This window comes from Octadecabacter antarcticus 307, from assembly GCF_000155675.2.
Classification (GTDB): Bacteria; Pseudomonadota; Alphaproteobacteria; order Rhodobacterales; family Rhodobacteraceae; genus Octadecabacter; species Octadecabacter antarcticus.
Genome location: NC_020911.1, coordinates 3,656,604 through 3,671,657, shown reverse-complemented (window position 1 = coordinate 3,671,657; position 15,054 = coordinate 3,656,604). Strand labels below are relative to the sequence as shown.

Genomic DNA, 15,054 nt, shown 5'->3' with positions numbered 1-15,054 from the left:
AACGCCAAAGGGACTCCATAAAGCGGGCATGGATATCCAAATTACAGCAGATAAAATCCGTGCCGGTGAACGCCGCGCCTTGGCCCGCGCCATTACACTGGTTGAGAGCACACGGCGCGATGATCGCACGCGTGCGGCTGATTTGTTGTCCGCACTTGGCACGGATCATCAGGCGCTGCGCATCGGGCTGTCGGGCACGCCCGGGGTGGGGAAGTCGACGTTTATCGAAACCTTTGGCAAAATGCTGACAGGGCAGGGGTTGCGGGTTGCGGTTTTGGCAGTGGACCCCAGTTCAACACGGTCTGGGGGATCGATTTTAGGTGATAAAACCCGCATGGACTTGCTGGCACGCGACCCATTGGCGTTCATCCGTCCGTCGCCCAGCCAAACCCAACTGGGCGGCGTCGCGCGGCGCACCCGCGAAGCCATCGCGCTGTGTGAAGCCGCCAAATTTGATGTTGTGCTGATTGAAACCGTTGGCGTTGGGCAATCCGAAACCGCGGTCGCGGAAATGTCGGATTTGTTCTTGCTGCTGCTTGCCCCTGCGGGCGGTGATGAATTGCAGGGCGTCAAACGTGGGATCATGGAAACCTGTGATATCATTCTTGTGAACAAGGCCGATGGCGATCTAAAGCCGCAGGCCATGCGCACCTGTGCGGATTACGCCAGCGCGCTGCGCCTGATGCGCAAACGCGCCCAAGACCCGCCCCGTGATACCCATGATTTCCCTAAAGCGATGGCCGTTTCGGCGCTGCAAGAAGACGGAATAGACGCGGCATGGGGCGAAATCCAAACCCTCGCGTCGTGGCGCAAGGACACTGGCATTTGGGACGCACGACGCGCAAGCCAATCGCGGTTCTGGTTCCAAGAAGAAGTCCGCGCAGGTCTGCTGTCACGGCTGACGTCTGACAAAGGTGTGAAAGCCGAACTCGCCGCGTTGGAAGACGATGTCGCACAGGGCAAATTTCGCCCCGCCCAAGCCGCTGAGACGGCGATTGCCAAGCTTTTTCCACCAGCAGGCAGCAAACACGGCGATGCGCCTGATGAAACGGGTGATACGGGGTGACTGGGGCTTGACGACGCCAAGGAATCCACCTAATTGCGGCGAAATGAATTCAGTCCCTGCCACTTGTGGGACTATGCAAGTTTGAAAGATTGGGTCGCGCGAAACGCTGCTGACCCTTGATAGACAAGGAATACGCTATGTCGCGCCGTTGCGAATTGACAGGAAAAGGCCCGATGTCGGGCAACAACGTAAGCCACGCCAAGAACCGTACACGCCGTCGGTTTTTGCCGAACTTGCAGGACGTATCGTTGATGTCCGAATCCTTGGGCCGTAGCTTCAAGTTCCGGATTTCCAATGCAGCGCTGCGCACCGTTGACCACCGTGGTGGCCTTGATGCGTTCTTCGCAAAATCCAAAGACGCAGAACTTTCACCCTCCGCGTTGAAAGTCAAGAAAGACATCGCCAAGGCAGCAACCGCCGAAGCATAAACTTTTGAGCAGGCAGATTTGAATGGCCCGGACCTTGCGTTCGGGCCTTTTTCGTTTTTCACGCCTCGCCAATGCGACATTTCGGCGCTTTTGATCGCGCGGCCCGCCTGATACCTAAGCCAAGATGATACGTATCCTAACCCTGACGCTCGCGCTGATGATTGCTGTGACCTCACAGCAGATGGCAATGGCGCGTGGCGTGATGAAAGATGCACAGGGTCAGGTGATCTTGTGCTCCGGGCAGGGACCGATTGTTGTCACACTAGATGCGCAGGGCGACCCAATCGGACCTGTCCATTTCTGTCCTGACTGCGCTTTGAAGGTTTTGGCCTATGTTGACGTGCCAATCACTGTCAAAACACGGGTTGTCCACATTCAAACCCTCACGCAAACGACTGTGCAGACGCCAGAAATTCTGCTTATCCCCATCCCTGCGCAAGCCCGTGATCCGCCTCTCTACCTCTGAATATCACTTTCACTTTTGCAACATTCAGACGGAACAGACAGGAACTCAACATGTCCCTTAAATCGACACTTATCGCCAGCCTCACAGCCCTCACACTCGCCACGCCCGCACTGGCTGAGATTGAAATCCACGACCAATATGCCCGCTCATCCAATGACATGGCGGGTGCTGCGTTTATGGTGATCCACAATCAGGCCGACATCGATGATCGCCTTCTCAGCGTGACTTCGGACGCGGCCCAGCGGGTCGAACTTCACAATCATATTGAAGACGACAACGGCGTGATGCGCATGACCCACGTGCAAGAAGGTTTTGTGCTGCCAGCGGGCGGTGAACTCCACCTACAAAGGGGCAGTAATCATGTCATGTTCATGGGCCTCACCGCGCCGTTTGAACAAGACGACCTTATCACCGTCACCTTTGTGTTTGAGAATGCAGGTGAAATAAGCGTCGAAATCCCCGTCGATCAGGATCGGATGGATCACGGCGCTATGGAACACGGCGCTATGGAACACGGCGCTATGGAACACGGCGCTATGGAACACGGCGCCATGGATCACGGCGCCATGGATCACGGCGATATGGATCATGGGGACATGGATCATAACGACATGGACGACGGTGACGACGACATGGACGACGATGACGATGACGACGATGACGACGTGGACGATGATTACGATGATGACGACGATGACGATGATGACGACGACTAAGACCGATCCGTCAAATTCCTAATCACGAACAAACCAATCACGAACAAACCAATGGCATACAAAAACGGGCGTCCGCAGCAGCGGGCGCCTTATTATCTGCGCCGATGACCCACCGCGATCACCCGCACTGGTTGTGCGCCGACGTGGTGAACGCGCGGTAGCGAGCCCAGAACGCGTCATTGGTGTTTGTGTCACTGATCATTATGGCGTGCGCGGTTTCCGGATCGGTAAAGAAGGCGGCCAAACGGCTGCGATCACGGCTCGACAATTCGGTGTTGGCCACCCGCTGCACGCAACCGCACAAAGCTGGCGTCGCGGCTGAACGGTCGGCCGCCAAACACGCGCGGCTGACATTACCCGTGGCCCCGCGCAGGGACCCCGAATTGCCCCGATCGCGTCCGCCCGAACAGGCGGTCAACGCGACCAAAGCCGATAAAATAACAAAATTTCTCATAGCGCCTCACTGTCGTCTTTTGTTTTTTGGGCCCAACTTATTTGCGGGGTGATCCCCGTTGGTGCCGCAACTGCTGGGCGTATTATGGCGGATGTCGCGCGACGTGGAAAGGGGATCAAGATCACATTCGCGCCGATCCGCCGATCTACCCGACAACAACAATGCGCGTCTCGGTCCAACCCATGCGCAATCGAAGTCAGTGCAGTGTCCCAAACTCTAACGTCGTGGTGAAAGTAGGCTGATGGTGACGGCGCTGCTGCTTTTGCAACGTTTCAACAAAAAACAATCTTCTATTCTGCGGCAACCGCGTGAATTCAATCATCAGCCCGAAATTAACCACCCAGGGTTGGGCGCTGCCACTAGTTTCGATCTATGGTTGAAAGTTATTCTTGCCATTCAGTTCTGACGTGACGCAACATGATTGCGTATACGAGGGGAAACCAATGAAGTGTTTAAGTGAGTTAAGTCCCACCTGCGCGAAACCGAACTTAATGGATAAGGCGAAAAAGCCAGAACGCACTCTACTCTCTGTCTTCATGCGACTTTTGGAACTTGTGCCGGAATTACGGGCCGAATTCCTCGCTGAATGCGGCTACGGGTCTGGTCGGACATGTACCTATGAAAGCTACATGGAAGTTACGTTTCGCTCGTCCAAAACTCCAGATCACAGGCCAGATGGCCTTGTGGCCTGCAAAAGGGGAACATCTGAATGGACCGCCTTCATTGAAGCGAAAGCTGGAAAAAGTGAAATCAGGTCGGAACAAATTCAAGATTATGCGCACCTCGCATCACTTTTGGATGTTCATTGCATCATCTCAATTTCGAATGAATTTGCGAGAAGTCCAACTGAGCTCCCCTATCACGTTGCTGGAAACAAGCGCCGCAAGAAGGAAATTCGCCATTTTGCGTGGGCCGAATTACGCGCATCGATAGATCGGTTTTCTGGATGCAATGAACTCCCTGATCTTGCACGAAATATCCTTAGTGATGCAGCCTCGTTTCTTTGGGATCCTGCGTCTGGCATTTTGACGTTTGATCAGATGCCTCAAGAATGGGGCGAATTTGTTCAATCGTCCGGCGTCGGTGTCGGATTTAGCAGCAAGACGCCAGGGATTACTGAAATCGTCCATGGCTGGCATCAAGAGAGGCGCGATTTGCGCTCGAAACTTGCCCATGAAGCTTGTCAAGCCGTTGAACTTCGACACGAATTAGGGATGAGGGCAGAATTTGATGCCATCCTCTCTCATGATAGGAAGCGGCTGGCGGAAAAATATGAACTTGTCGCGTCCTTCGTCTTCAAGGAGCCAAAGTTGTCCCTCGATGTGCGGTGCGAACTCCAAGATAGGAAAAGTACGGTTTCGGTCGATATTCCTGTTCCGGCTGACAAAGGCGCTAAGGCCGCAACAACGTGGCTAACAAAGCAAACTGAAGATTTTGAAGCCACAAAAACCGATGTCATCATGACATGGAAAGGTCGTGGGAACGGAAGGCACGTCACCCTAGAAACCCTGAGAAACGATCCTGATAAGCTGTTCGAAGGAATGCGTGAGGCTCCGAAATCCATCCGCCTTGTGCGCCAAATTCACGATGTCAGAAGGTTCCGCTCAGCAAAAAACTTCATCGTCGATCTTGAGCTTTTAGTTTTGCATCTGACGAATGAGTTACGCAGGGGTGGGTTCATTTAGGGGTCGTCCAAATCCCCCTCGACAAACCTCAAAAACCCCTACATATCCTCACCATGACAGCACTATCACACATTCGCAATTTCTCCATCGTGGCGCATATTGACCATGGTAAATCGACACTGGCTGATCGTTTGATCCAGTCCACCAACACGGTGGCGGAACGCGATATGAAGGCGCAGATGCTCGATTCCATGGACATCGAACGCGAACGTGGCATCACCATCAAAGCCCAGACCGTGCGGATCAATTATACCGCCAAAAACGGCGAAGATTACGTGCTGAACCTGATCGACACCCCCGGTCACGTCGATTTCGCCTATGAGGTTTCGCGTTCGATGCGCGCTGTCGAAGGCTCGCTTTTGGTGGTGGACAGCACCCAAGGGGTTGAGGCGCAGACCCTCGCCAATGTCTATCACGCCATCGACGCAAACCACGAAATTGTCCCTATTTTCAACAAGATAGACCTGCCCGCGTCTGACGTTAGCCGTGTCGCCGAACAGGTCGAAGACGTCATTGGTATCGACGCATCCGGTGCCATCGCCGTGTCTGCCAAAACGGGTGAAGGCATCGTTGAAACGCTCGAAGCCATCGTGCACCAACTCCCCGCCCCCAAAGGCGACCCCGACGCCCCGCTCAGGGCAATGCTGGTGGATTCGTGGTACGACAGCTACCTCGGCGTGATCGTTCTGGTGCGCATCATCGACGGGAAATTGCGCAAGGGCGAGAAGATCAAATTTATCAGCAACGGCACACTTCACCACGTTGAACGCATCGGCGTCTTCCGCCCAAAAATGGAAAACGTTGACGAACTTGGCCCCGGCGAAATCGGCTTCCTCACGGCATCAATCAAACAGGTCCGCGACACCCGCGTCGGCGATACAATCACGCATCAAAAATCCGAAGTCACCCCACTCCCCGGCTTCAAACCTGCGCAACCTGTTGTTTTCTGTGGGTTATTTCCCGTTGATTCCGCCCTGTTCGAAGACCTGCGCGAAGCGATCGACAAACTCGCCCTCAACGACGCGTCCTTCTCATTTGAAATGGAATCCTCCGCAGCGCTTGGTTTTGGCTTTCGCTGCGGCTTTCTTGGTCTGCTGCACCTCGAGGTGATCCGCGACCGGATTGAACGCGAATATGACATCGACCTGATCACCACCGCGCCGTCCGTGGTGTACCACGTCCACATGCGCGACGGCACCATGACTGAACTGCACAATCCCGCCGATATGCCCGACATGACCCTTATTGATCACATCGAAGAACCGCGCATCAAGGCGACGATCCTTGTGCCCGATGAATACTTGGGCGACGTGCTAAAACTGTGCCAAGACCGCCGCGGCATCCAATCCGACCTGACCTATGCGGGGTCACGGGCGCTGGTCGTCTACGATCTGCCGCTGAACGAAGTGGTGTTCGACTTTTATGACCGCCTGAAATCCGTCACCAAAGGCTATGCGTCTTTTGACTACTCCCTCATGGGCTACCGCGAGGATGCGCTGGTCAAAATGTCGGTCCTCGTCAACGACGAACCGGTCGACGCGCTGTCGATGATGGTGCACCGCGACCGCGCAGAGGTCCGTGGCCGCGCCATGGTTGAAAAACTCAAAGACCTGATCCCGCGTCACATGTTCAAAATCCCTATCCAAGCGGCCATCGGCGGCAAAGTCATCGCCCGTGAGACCCTGTCGGCCATGCGCAAAGACGTCACTGCCAAATGTTATGGCGGCGATGCGTCAAGAAAACGTAAACTGCTCGACAAGCAGAAGGCGGGTAAGAAGAAGATGCGCCAGTTCGGGTCCGTGAATATTCCGCAGGAAGCGTTCATTTCCGCGCTTAAAATGGACAGCTAAAAGCTGTCTTTTTTTTGCGCGCGTGCGTGGCAGCGAATTGCAAAGCAAATCGCGTACGCACTCAGGAGTTAGGGCTCGGTGAAGATCTAAGTGACGAATTTATTTGTCAGACTGATCCTCGATCTGTTTCATATTTACTTTAGAGGCTTTCTTCGCACTACGTTTAGCTGCAACAGTATCTTGGAGTTGTTTATTGCGATTGGCTCTTCGATGTTTCGCAACGTACCAATCCAAAACAAGGGTTTCTATCAGTTCAATTAGCAAAGCGGCTTCTTCTGGTTCAACATCAACTATGGTGTCCACAGACTTTTCCATGTGGGCGCCAATATCACCGACTTCCCTGACAGCTTTAATGCTCTCAAAGGTATCCTCATCAATTCTGTCACGGATATAGCTAATCTCTGCGCCTAAGTTGCCCATTTTTGAAGCTGGAATATTCCAAAAATCTCTTACAATGCCCTGTAGGCATCGCCTCGACATTGTAGCCGATGCCTTGGGGCTATCGTTTTGGATCAGGCAAGCTTCTTCGTAGTTACTACGAATTTCTTCCGGCACGAAGTGGGGCATCGGTTTTGCAGAAGATCGAGGTAGCAAGGGCCATTTGTTTAAGGCTTTGATAGCCTTCCATTTTTTTCTACCACTAGTCTCTTTGAAACCATTTTTCCAAAAAGTTGCCTCTACCAAAGTTTTTCCACATTCTGGATTGGGGCAGCTGATCGCTTCTGCAGACAGATTATAATCGGAATTATCTGATTTTGTTATGTTAAATTCTATAGTTCCCGAATCAAAATTGACATAAGTGATCGTGGTTGATTGGCCACAATATGGGCAAGCCCAATTAAATGGTGTTTGTGGCACGGTACGTCCTCATTTCGCTATCCTATCATCTTTTCAAAAAATTCGGATTTGCGCAATCTAAGACTGCGCTTCGCACCCACCCCTCGGTTCGGGCGCAACCAAGCCACTAAAGTTGCCTCCCCACCCCCCCCCATTTGACCCAGATCAAAGACCCACACGCGCGCTCATGCCACTCTCCCCCTACGCCACAACCATCGCGGCGCTGCAAATTGCATGAAGGGACATCGCCATGTTGCGCCTCGCCTCAATCCTATATTCGATCATCGCCACAACGCTCACCGGCAGTCTTGTCATTGCGTCCCTCACCATGGGCTATGACACGCTTGCGCCGATCCTGATCGCGGCGGGCATCGGCGCTGTTTTGGCGGTCCCGGTAAGCGTTGTGGTCGCACGGGCGATCATCGACAACTGATCGGTCCAAATCGCCTTTTGCGCGACGGAATTCGCGCCGCCAGCCGTATCACTCTCAATCACGTCACATGAGAGTATCGCCATGCACTACATTCCCCACACCTTCCTCGTGTTCGCGGGGGCTGCGTCATTGATGGTTTTCTTAACGGCAGCAGGCCTTTAGCCCGAAATCGCGCTACGCTGTCATATGCGGATACATACGCGCGGTGTACAAGTGGTGCACAGGCTGTGCCTGCGTGTTTTAGGCGAAGAACGCCCGCAAAGTCGCCTCAAATTCACGCGGTTTTTGGGCGTGCAGCCAGTGGCCCGCATCCGGTATCTTTGCGAACCGTGCGTTGGGAAATAAGCCCTTGATAACAGGGCGGTATTTCGGCGCAACATAGTCGCTGTCGCCGCCCGAGAGGAATAAAGTAGGCCCGTCAAATGACCCTGACACCTCGGGAAACCCGATGATCTTTGGCATTTCAGCCGCCAGAACGTCGAGGTTCAGAAGCCATTTTTTCCCTTTAACATCAAAGGATTGCAGCAGGAAATCCCGGACATCCGGGTCTAGGTTTTCGCCTGCATCCGATCGCCGCTCAACCCCGCTTAAATCCACGGCGCGCATCGCATCGATGTGCTGGGATTGACTGTGCAAATAGGCGACCGGCGCAATGTCGGCGACAACTAACCTATTGATAAGATGTGGGTATTTCAGCGCCATAACCATGGCGGCCTTACCCCCCATTGAATGGCCAACCACAAAGGTTGGCTGATCCAACAGCGCGGCCAGATCATCGGCCATATCGAAATAACTTTGCGTGTTAAACCAAGGGCTTGCGCCGTGATTGCGCATGTCCGGACAGATCACATGGAACTGATCGGACAGCCGTTTTGCAATGACGCCCCAGTTGCGGCCTGATCCAAAAAGTCCGTGCGCAATCAATATTTTAGGCAGCGACGGGTCGCCGTGAGTGAGGACATTCAGCATCGCTTTTGACTAGACCGAAAGGCGGCGAATTGAAAGGGTCCAAGCTGCACGCTAAAGCTATGGGGATGTCTTTGGATCACGCCAATAAATACGCCGATGACGTGCGCAACCTGATTGAGCAGCGCCTGCGAATTAAGGGCCGTACCCTTGACAAGACGTTTGTAAGGGCGGGGCGTTTGTTGCCGAAATGGGCGCATCGTGAAGGGCACTATTTGGCGCAGGCGGCGCAGCACATGGGGCATCCAAAACTTCGGCCGATGATCGACGAGGACAGGCTGAAGAGGGCCCACAACACGCTGGTGGCACATCTGAAGACAATCGATCCCGTCGAGCGGCGCAAGACCCGCATCCTAGGCGTTTTGGGGGTTGTCAGTTTCAATCTGATCCTTGTCGCGGCGGCGCTGCTGATCTTTCTGATGTGGCGCGGCTACCTTTGATATTCAGCGGTTCGCGGACTACCAAAGTCACTGTTACGAAGGCCACGTAAAGCAACAAGTACCAGCTGCCCATTTTGCCGATCGACGCCATCTCAAAGGCGCATGATCCGGCGTAGACCCAAGTGCCGGTCAAGGTGCCGACGTTCTCGGCGATCCATAAAAAGAAGCTCGTGCACAGGGCGGCGAGGGGGAGGGGAAGGGCGTATTGTCGTTCCACTTTGAACACAACGCGGGTGCGCCAAAATACGATCACGGTGGCCGCGAAAAGCGCCAATCGGAGATCGGGTAAATAGTGGTGTGAAAAGAAGTTCACATATATCGCCACAGCCAGCACGGCAGTGACCCTGAAGGGCGGGTAGGGGGTGAAACGCATGTCGAAAATTCTGATGACCCGCGCGATGTAGCTGCCGACGGATGCATACATAAACCCACTGAACAGCGGCACGTTCATCACCATGAAAAACGCGTCTTCTGGGTAGGCCCATGATCCGGCGTTAACCTTGAAAATCTCCATGGCGGTTCCGGTGAAGTGAAACAGTGCGATGACTTTAGCTTCTTGCCAAGTTTCGAACTTAAACAACAACATAGCCGCCTGTATTAAGACCGCAAAGGCGAAAAGTGCATCATATCGTTCGATAGGCCAATGATCGGCCCAGATTGCATTTGTGCAAATGACCGCAAACAGCAGAAGCCCACCAAACAGGCCGGCCCACAGGTGTTTCAGTGCGAAAGTAGCGACCTCAGCCAGTGGGGCGGGAAGCTTGGCACGCAAGGGGTGGCCTACGGTGGTGTCAAAGGATTGGGGTTGCTGCATGGCGCTAGAAAAGCGAAAGCCGCCGCGGATGTCCACGCTTTCTTTGCGCAGGTCCTGCGGCGGCTTCAGGCAATTTCTGTACCTCTGATCAAAGGTTGGGATAAATCGGGAAGGTATCGCAGAGCGCTTCAACTTCCGTTCTCACCTTGGCCTCGACTTCTGCATTGCCGTCCGCACCGTTCGTCGCCAAACCGTCGACCACTTCGACAATCCAATCAGCGACTTGGCGGAATTCGGTCTCGGTGAATCCACGCGTTGTGCCCGCGGGTGATCCCAAACGCACGCCTGATGTCACCATCGGCTTTTCAGGGTCGAACGGGATGCCGTTTTTGTTGCAGGTGATGTGGGCGCGTTCGAGCGCTGCTTCGGTGTCATTACCTTTGACGCCTTTGGGCCGCAGATCGACGAGCACCAGGTGGCTGTCTGTGCCGCCTGTAACGATGTCTAAGCCACCTTTGATCAATTGATCTGCCAGCGCTTGTGCATTCTTCACGACCTGTTCTTGATAGGCTTTGAATTCGGGGCGCAACGCCTCTGCGAATGCGACGGCCTTGCCCGCTATAACGTGCATCAACGGCCCGCCTTGGATGCCCGGGAAGATAGCTGAGTTGAATTTCTTGGCGAGGGCTTCGTCGTTGGTCAGGATCATGCCACCGCGCGGGCCGCGCAGGGTTTTGTGCGTTGTCGTTGTGGCAACGTGGGCGTGGGGAAAAGGTGAAGGGTACAAACCCGTCGCGACCATACCCGCGAAATGCGCCATGTCGACCAGCAGGTAGGCGTCAACGCTGTCCGCAATCTCGCGCATGCGTTTGAAATCAATGATGCGCGGGATGGCGGACCCGCCAGCGATGATCAGTTTCGGGCGATGCTCGGTCGCCAATGCCTGAACCTGATCATAGTCTAATAGGCTGTCGGCCTGCTTTACCCCGTATTGGATCGCGTTGTAAATCTTGCCCGATTGGTTCGGTTTTGCGCCGTGGGTCAAGTGGCCGCCCGCGTCCAGCGACATGCCGAGAATGGTATCGCCGGGCTTGATCAGCGCCTGAAACACACCTTGATTGGCTTGACTGCCAGAGTTTGGCTGCACGTTCACAAATTCACAATCAAACAACTTTTTGGCGCGATCAATGGCTAAATTTTCAGCGACATCAACGTGTTGGCATCCGCCATAGTAGCGGCGGCCCGGGTAACCTTCGGCGTATTTGTTGGTCATAACGCTGCCTTGGGCTTCCATCACGGCGGCAGAGACGATGTTTTCTGATGCGATCAGTTCGATCTCTTTTCGCTGACGACCCAGTTCCGCACCAATCGCCGCAGCAATTTCGGGGTCACGGGTCGCAAGGCTTTCGGTGAAGAAACCGGTGTCTTTGGTGCGGGCATTCATGGCAGTGTTCCTTTGGCGCAGTTGTTGGGGCGGTTCATAAGCGTTCGTCTCGCTTCATATAACCCCAAACTTTTTATATTCATCATATTGGTTCTGAACTGGTTCGGATTTTCCTATTAGCCAATGTGTCTCAGTTATGCGGCCATGTCTGATCTTTCCAGAGCCGCCTAAAAGTTTGCTTTGGCTTGTGCTGTCGGGCAGTGGGATGGACGATTTGTGAAACTAAACTGCCGAGAGGGGTGTTGTCCGTAGCCCGGCAGGGTATCGTTCACGAAATCGACAAGATTGCCCCCTCTCATCGATACTGCATATCGACTTCCGTGTAAGGGACCAGCGGCCCTCGTGCTGGCCTTCGCCACCTAAAACCATCCATACGGCGCGTTCGCGCACTTCTGGTGAATATACGTTTGTTGATTTTCTCATAATGCACCACCCTAGTCAGGTATTGCAGCCTCCGGCACACAGGGGGCGGTTCATTCCGACAACTTTGCCCCGATGCGCGACTTGCGTTTTCGATAAGTGCAGGGGACAACTGATCTGAAACCTGAAAGAATGGCCATGACCGTCAATCCGATCCTGAAAACAAAAATTGCGTTCGTAGCCAGCGGCTCGCCGATTGCACAAGCTGCGCAGGCGGCTTTGACGTCGCAATATGATGGTGTTGCCGTCGAAAACGCTGATATCATTGTGGCCTTGGGCGGTGATGGGTTCATGCTTGAAACGCTGCACAGCACCCAAAATTTGCGTGCGCCTGTCTATGGGATGAACCGTGGCACAGTCGGCTTTTTGATGAATAGTTATTCCGCCCAAGGGCTGCGGGACCGCCTGGCAAAAGCGCAGGAAGAAGTCATAAACCCCCTGCACATGACCGCCACCTGCGTCAACGGAACGCAGCACAAGGCGCTGGCGATCAACGAAATATCCTTGCTGCGTGCAGGTCCTCAGGCCGCGAAGTTGCGTATTCATGTGGATGGTAAACTGCGGATGGATGAACTGGTCTGCGATGGTGCGCTATTGGCGACGCCTGCGGGGTCAACTGCGTATAATTATTCCGCCCATGGACCGATCCTACCAATCGGGTCGGACGTTTTGGCGCTGACCGCCGTGGCTGCGTTCCGGCCCCGTCGCTGGCGCGGGGCGCTGCTGCCCAAAGCGGCGCGAGTGACGTTTGATGTGACGAACGCGGCCAAACGTCCCGTGAACGTCGACGCTGACGGGGTGTCAGTAAAGGACGTCAAACAGGTCGACGTCTGGTCCGCGCCAGAAATTGAACACCGAATCCTATTTGATCCCGGTCACGGGTTAGAGGAACGGTTGATCCGCGAACAATTCGCCTGAATTAGTCCTTGGCATACCCCAGCGGTTTCAACGCTTCGCGGATTTCATCCAAGATTGCGGGATCGTCTATTGTTGCGGGCATTTTGAAATCTGCACCATCGGCGATTTTCACCATTGTGGCGCGTAAGATTTTGCCGGATCGGGTTTTCGGCAAACGGTCCACCACGGTGCACAATTTGAACGCGGCAACAGGGCCGATCTTGTCGCGCACGAGTTTGACGCAGCCGCGGGCGACATCTTCGTGTGACGTTTCAGTCCCTTTGTTCAAACAGACAAACCCAACGGGCAACTGGCCTTTCAATTCATCGGTCACGCCAATCACAGCGCATTCTGCGACGTCCGGATGCGCCGCGAGGACTTCTTCCATACCGCCCGTAGAAAGCCTGTGGCCCGCCACGTTAATCACGTCGTCTGTACGCGCCATGATGTATAGGTAACCGTCTTCGTCGATCATGCCCGCGTCGCCTGTTTCATAGTACCCTGGGAAGGTGTGCAGGTAACTTTTCAAAAATCGGTCTTCGGCATTCCACAAGGTTGGCAATGTGCCGGGCGGCAGGGGTAGTTTTATCGCAATCGCGCCAAGTTCGCCTGCGGGCAGTTGGTTTCCGCCGTCATCCAGAATTTGCACATTATACCCTGGCATAGCGACGGTCGGTGAGCCGAGCTTGACTGGCATAGGTTCGATCCCCACAGGGTTGCCCGCGATGGTATAGCCAGTTTCGGTTTGCCACCAATGATCATAAATCGGCTTGCCCAGCTTATCCTGCATCCATTCGACCGTGTCGGGGTCGGCCCGTTCACCCGCAAGATAGATCTGATCAAGGCAGGACAGATCATAATCCTTGATCAACTCGCCTTTCGGGTCTTCACGTTTCACGGCACGAAATGCCGTTGGCGCAGTGAAGAAGGATTTGACGTTGTGCTGTTCTATCACCCGCCAGAATGTGCCCGCATCCGGCGTGCCGACGGGTTTCCCTTCAAACACCACCGTGGTGTTGCCGTGGATCAATGGTCCATAACAGATGTAGCTGTGGCCTACGACCCAACCGACATCAGACGCGGCCCAGAACACATCACCGGGGTCGACGTTATAGACGTTTTTCATCGTCCAATTCAGCGCAACAAGGTGGCCAGCGGTTGGTCGCACAACTCCCTTGGGCGCCCCTGTGGTGCCGGATGTATAGAGAATATAGGCTGGATGTGTGCCCTCAACCGGAACACATTCGGCGGGTTCGGCGCCGTCCTGAAAAGTGTGCCAATCGACGTCGCGGCCTTCAATCAGGTCGGCGACTTGTTGTTCACGTTGATAAATAACGCAGAAATCAGGTTTGTGTGTCGCAAGGTCAATTGCGCCGTCCAGCAGCGGTTTATAGTGGATCACGCGACCGGGTTCCAGCCCGCAAGACGCCGCAATGATGGCTTTCGGGGTGGCATCGTCAATCCGCACGGCCAGTTCGTTGGCGGCAAACCCGCCAAACACAACCGAATGGATCGCACCGATCCGCGCGCAGGCCAGCATCGCCTCAATCGCTTCGGGGACCATCGGCATATAAATGATAACGCGGTCGCCTTTGGCAATGCCTTTGGCTTTCAACGCACCCGCAAGGCACGCCACGCGGGTCAACAGATCGGTATAGGTTATTTTGCTGATCGTGTCGGTCATCGGGCTGTCGTAGATGATCGCAACCTGATCGCCGCGCCCTGCCGCAACATGGCGGTCCAAGGCGTTGAAGCAGGTGTTAACCCGCCCGTCACGGTACCATTCGTACAGTGGCGCTTTGTCATCAAACAGGGCCTTGGTCGGGGGCGTGTGCCAGTCAATCGCGTCCGCTGCTTTCATCCAGAAACCTTCTGGATCGTCTTGCCAGCTTTTGTAGACGTCGCGGTATGCCATGGTATTCTCCCTGTGTTGACCTAGGGATAGGCCTTGCAGGGCGCAGGGGGCAAGGCTGTTTGCCCGCGTGGGGCAGAGTTTGCAAACTGGCGCAGGTTTTGGCTGCAAATATTTGCAAATCTGGTGGTTATCAGTCTGATTTGCGAAGTTTAAACCACGTGTCTGCAAATCTGCAAACTATGCGAGGTTTATTCTAGGCGAATCTTATCGTTCTGTCGTGCCAAGCTGTATCACAACATAATATTGCGCAAGGGGCCGATTGAGAGTCGGATGTAAGCTAAAT

Annotated in this window: 16 protein-coding genes; 10 read left to right on the top strand and 6 right to left on the bottom strand. The window is 54.4% G+C overall.

The features are described 5' to 3' along the window. Positions 1–28: 28 nt before the first annotated feature. From meaB to OAN307_RS30980, 4 genes are all read left to right on the top strand, one after another. The gene (gene meaB, locus OAN307_RS18730) at positions 29–1,066 is read left to right on the top strand and encodes a methylmalonyl Co-A mutase-associated GTPase MeaB (protein WP_015501133.1); all 1,038 of its coding nucleotides are present in this window, start codon (positions 29–31) and stop codon (positions 1,064–1,066) included. Positions 1,067–1,203: 137 nt separating this feature from the next. Next, entirely contained in the window at positions 1,204–1,494 is a 291-nt protein-coding gene (rpmB, locus tag OAN307_RS18725) for a 50S ribosomal protein L28 (RefSeq protein WP_015501132.1), read from the top strand. 124 nt (positions 1,495–1,618) lie between these two features. Next, positions 1,619–1,960 carry a hypothetical protein gene (locus OAN307_RS25535; RefSeq protein WP_051068059.1) on the top strand — a complete coding sequence of 114 codons (342 nt, stop codon included), beginning with the start codon at positions 1,619–1,621 and terminating at the stop codon, positions 1,958–1,960. A gap of 50 nt (positions 1,961–2,010) precedes the next feature. After that, positions 2,011–2,676 carry a copper chaperone PCu(A)C gene (locus tag OAN307_RS30980; protein ID WP_015501131.1) on the top strand — a complete coding sequence of 222 codons (666 nt, stop codon included), beginning with the start codon at positions 2,011–2,013 and terminating at the stop codon, positions 2,674–2,676. Between the two features lie 118 nt (positions 2,677–2,794). Here OAN307_RS30980 and OAN307_RS18710 read toward each other — a convergent pair whose 3' ends face one another. Next, on the bottom strand, positions 2,795–3,130 hold the full coding sequence (locus OAN307_RS18710; protein WP_015501130.1) for a hypothetical protein: 336 nt from the start codon (positions 3,128–3,130) through the stop codon (positions 2,795–2,797). A 241-nt stretch (positions 3,131–3,371) separates the two neighbouring features. Here OAN307_RS18710 and OAN307_RS29140 point away from each other — a divergent pair, with 241 nt between their 5' ends. From OAN307_RS29140 to lepA, 3 genes are all read left to right on the top strand, one after another. Next, entirely contained in the window at positions 3,372–3,536 is a 165-nt protein-coding gene (locus OAN307_RS29140; protein WP_187292494.1) for a hypothetical protein, read from the top strand. Positions 3,537–3,759: 223 nt separating this feature from the next. Continuing rightward, a complete protein-coding gene (locus OAN307_RS18705; protein WP_187292493.1) occupies positions 3,760–4,815 on the top strand; it encodes a hypothetical protein in 1,056 nt (351 codons plus the stop codon). A 53-nt stretch (positions 4,816–4,868) separates the two neighbouring features. Next, the gene (gene lepA, locus OAN307_RS18700; RefSeq protein ID WP_015501128.1) at positions 4,869–6,665 is read left to right on the top strand and encodes a translation elongation factor 4; all 1,797 of its coding nucleotides are present in this window, start codon (positions 4,869–4,871) and stop codon (positions 6,663–6,665) included. A gap of 99 nt (positions 6,666–6,764) precedes the next feature. On the opposite strand, the gene OAN307_RS28385 is transcribed toward lepA, so the two are convergent. Beyond that, positions 6,765–7,523 (bottom strand): DUF4145 domain-containing protein, encoded by a 759-nt coding sequence (locus tag OAN307_RS28385; protein ID WP_015501127.1) that lies wholly within the window; start codon positions 7,521–7,523, stop codon positions 6,765–6,767. Positions 7,524–7,752: 229 nt separating this feature from the next. Between OAN307_RS28385 and OAN307_RS18690 the strand changes: the two genes are divergently transcribed. Continuing rightward, positions 7,753–7,935 (top strand): hypothetical protein, encoded by a 183-nt coding sequence (locus OAN307_RS18690; RefSeq protein ID WP_015501126.1) that lies wholly within the window; start codon positions 7,753–7,755, stop codon positions 7,933–7,935. Positions 7,936–8,175: 240 nt separating this feature from the next. Here OAN307_RS18690 and OAN307_RS18685 read toward each other — a convergent pair whose 3' ends face one another. Next, positions 8,176–8,904, bottom strand: coding sequence for an alpha/beta fold hydrolase (locus tag OAN307_RS18685; RefSeq protein ID WP_015501125.1), 729 nt, complete (start codon positions 8,902–8,904; stop codon positions 8,176–8,178). Between the two features lie 5 nt (positions 8,905–8,909). Between OAN307_RS18685 and OAN307_RS18680 the strand changes: the two genes are divergently transcribed. Next, entirely contained in the window at positions 8,910–9,341 is a 432-nt protein-coding gene (locus tag OAN307_RS18680; RefSeq protein ID WP_144055628.1) for a hypothetical protein, read from the top strand. Here the strand turns inward: OAN307_RS18680 and OAN307_RS18675 are convergent. After that, positions 9,280–10,155, bottom strand: a complete 876-nt coding sequence (locus OAN307_RS18675) for a DUF817 domain-containing protein (RefSeq protein ID WP_044044968.1) — start codon at positions 10,153–10,155, stop codon at positions 9,280–9,282. The genes OAN307_RS18680 and OAN307_RS18675 overlap by 62 nt on opposite strands. Positions 10,156–10,243: 88 nt before the next feature. Next, positions 10,244–11,539, bottom strand: a complete 1,296-nt coding sequence (gene glyA / locus OAN307_RS18670; RefSeq protein WP_015501122.1) for a serine hydroxymethyltransferase — start codon at positions 11,537–11,539, stop codon at positions 10,244–10,246. 558 nt (positions 11,540–12,097) lie between these two features. On the opposite strand from glyA, the gene OAN307_RS18665 reads away from it, so the two are divergent. After that, positions 12,098–12,877: an NAD kinase gene (locus OAN307_RS18665; RefSeq protein WP_015501121.1), complete on the top strand. Its 780-nt coding sequence runs from the start codon at positions 12,098–12,100 to the stop codon at positions 12,875–12,877. Between the two features lies 1 nt (position 12,878). Here the strand turns inward: OAN307_RS18665 and OAN307_RS18660 are convergent, their stop codons facing one another. Beyond that, positions 12,879–14,771 carry a propionyl-CoA synthetase gene (locus tag OAN307_RS18660; protein WP_015501120.1) on the bottom strand — a complete coding sequence of 631 codons (1,893 nt, stop codon included), beginning with the start codon at positions 14,769–14,771 and terminating at the stop codon, positions 12,879–12,881. Between the last annotated feature and the right edge of the window lie 283 nt (positions 14,772–15,054).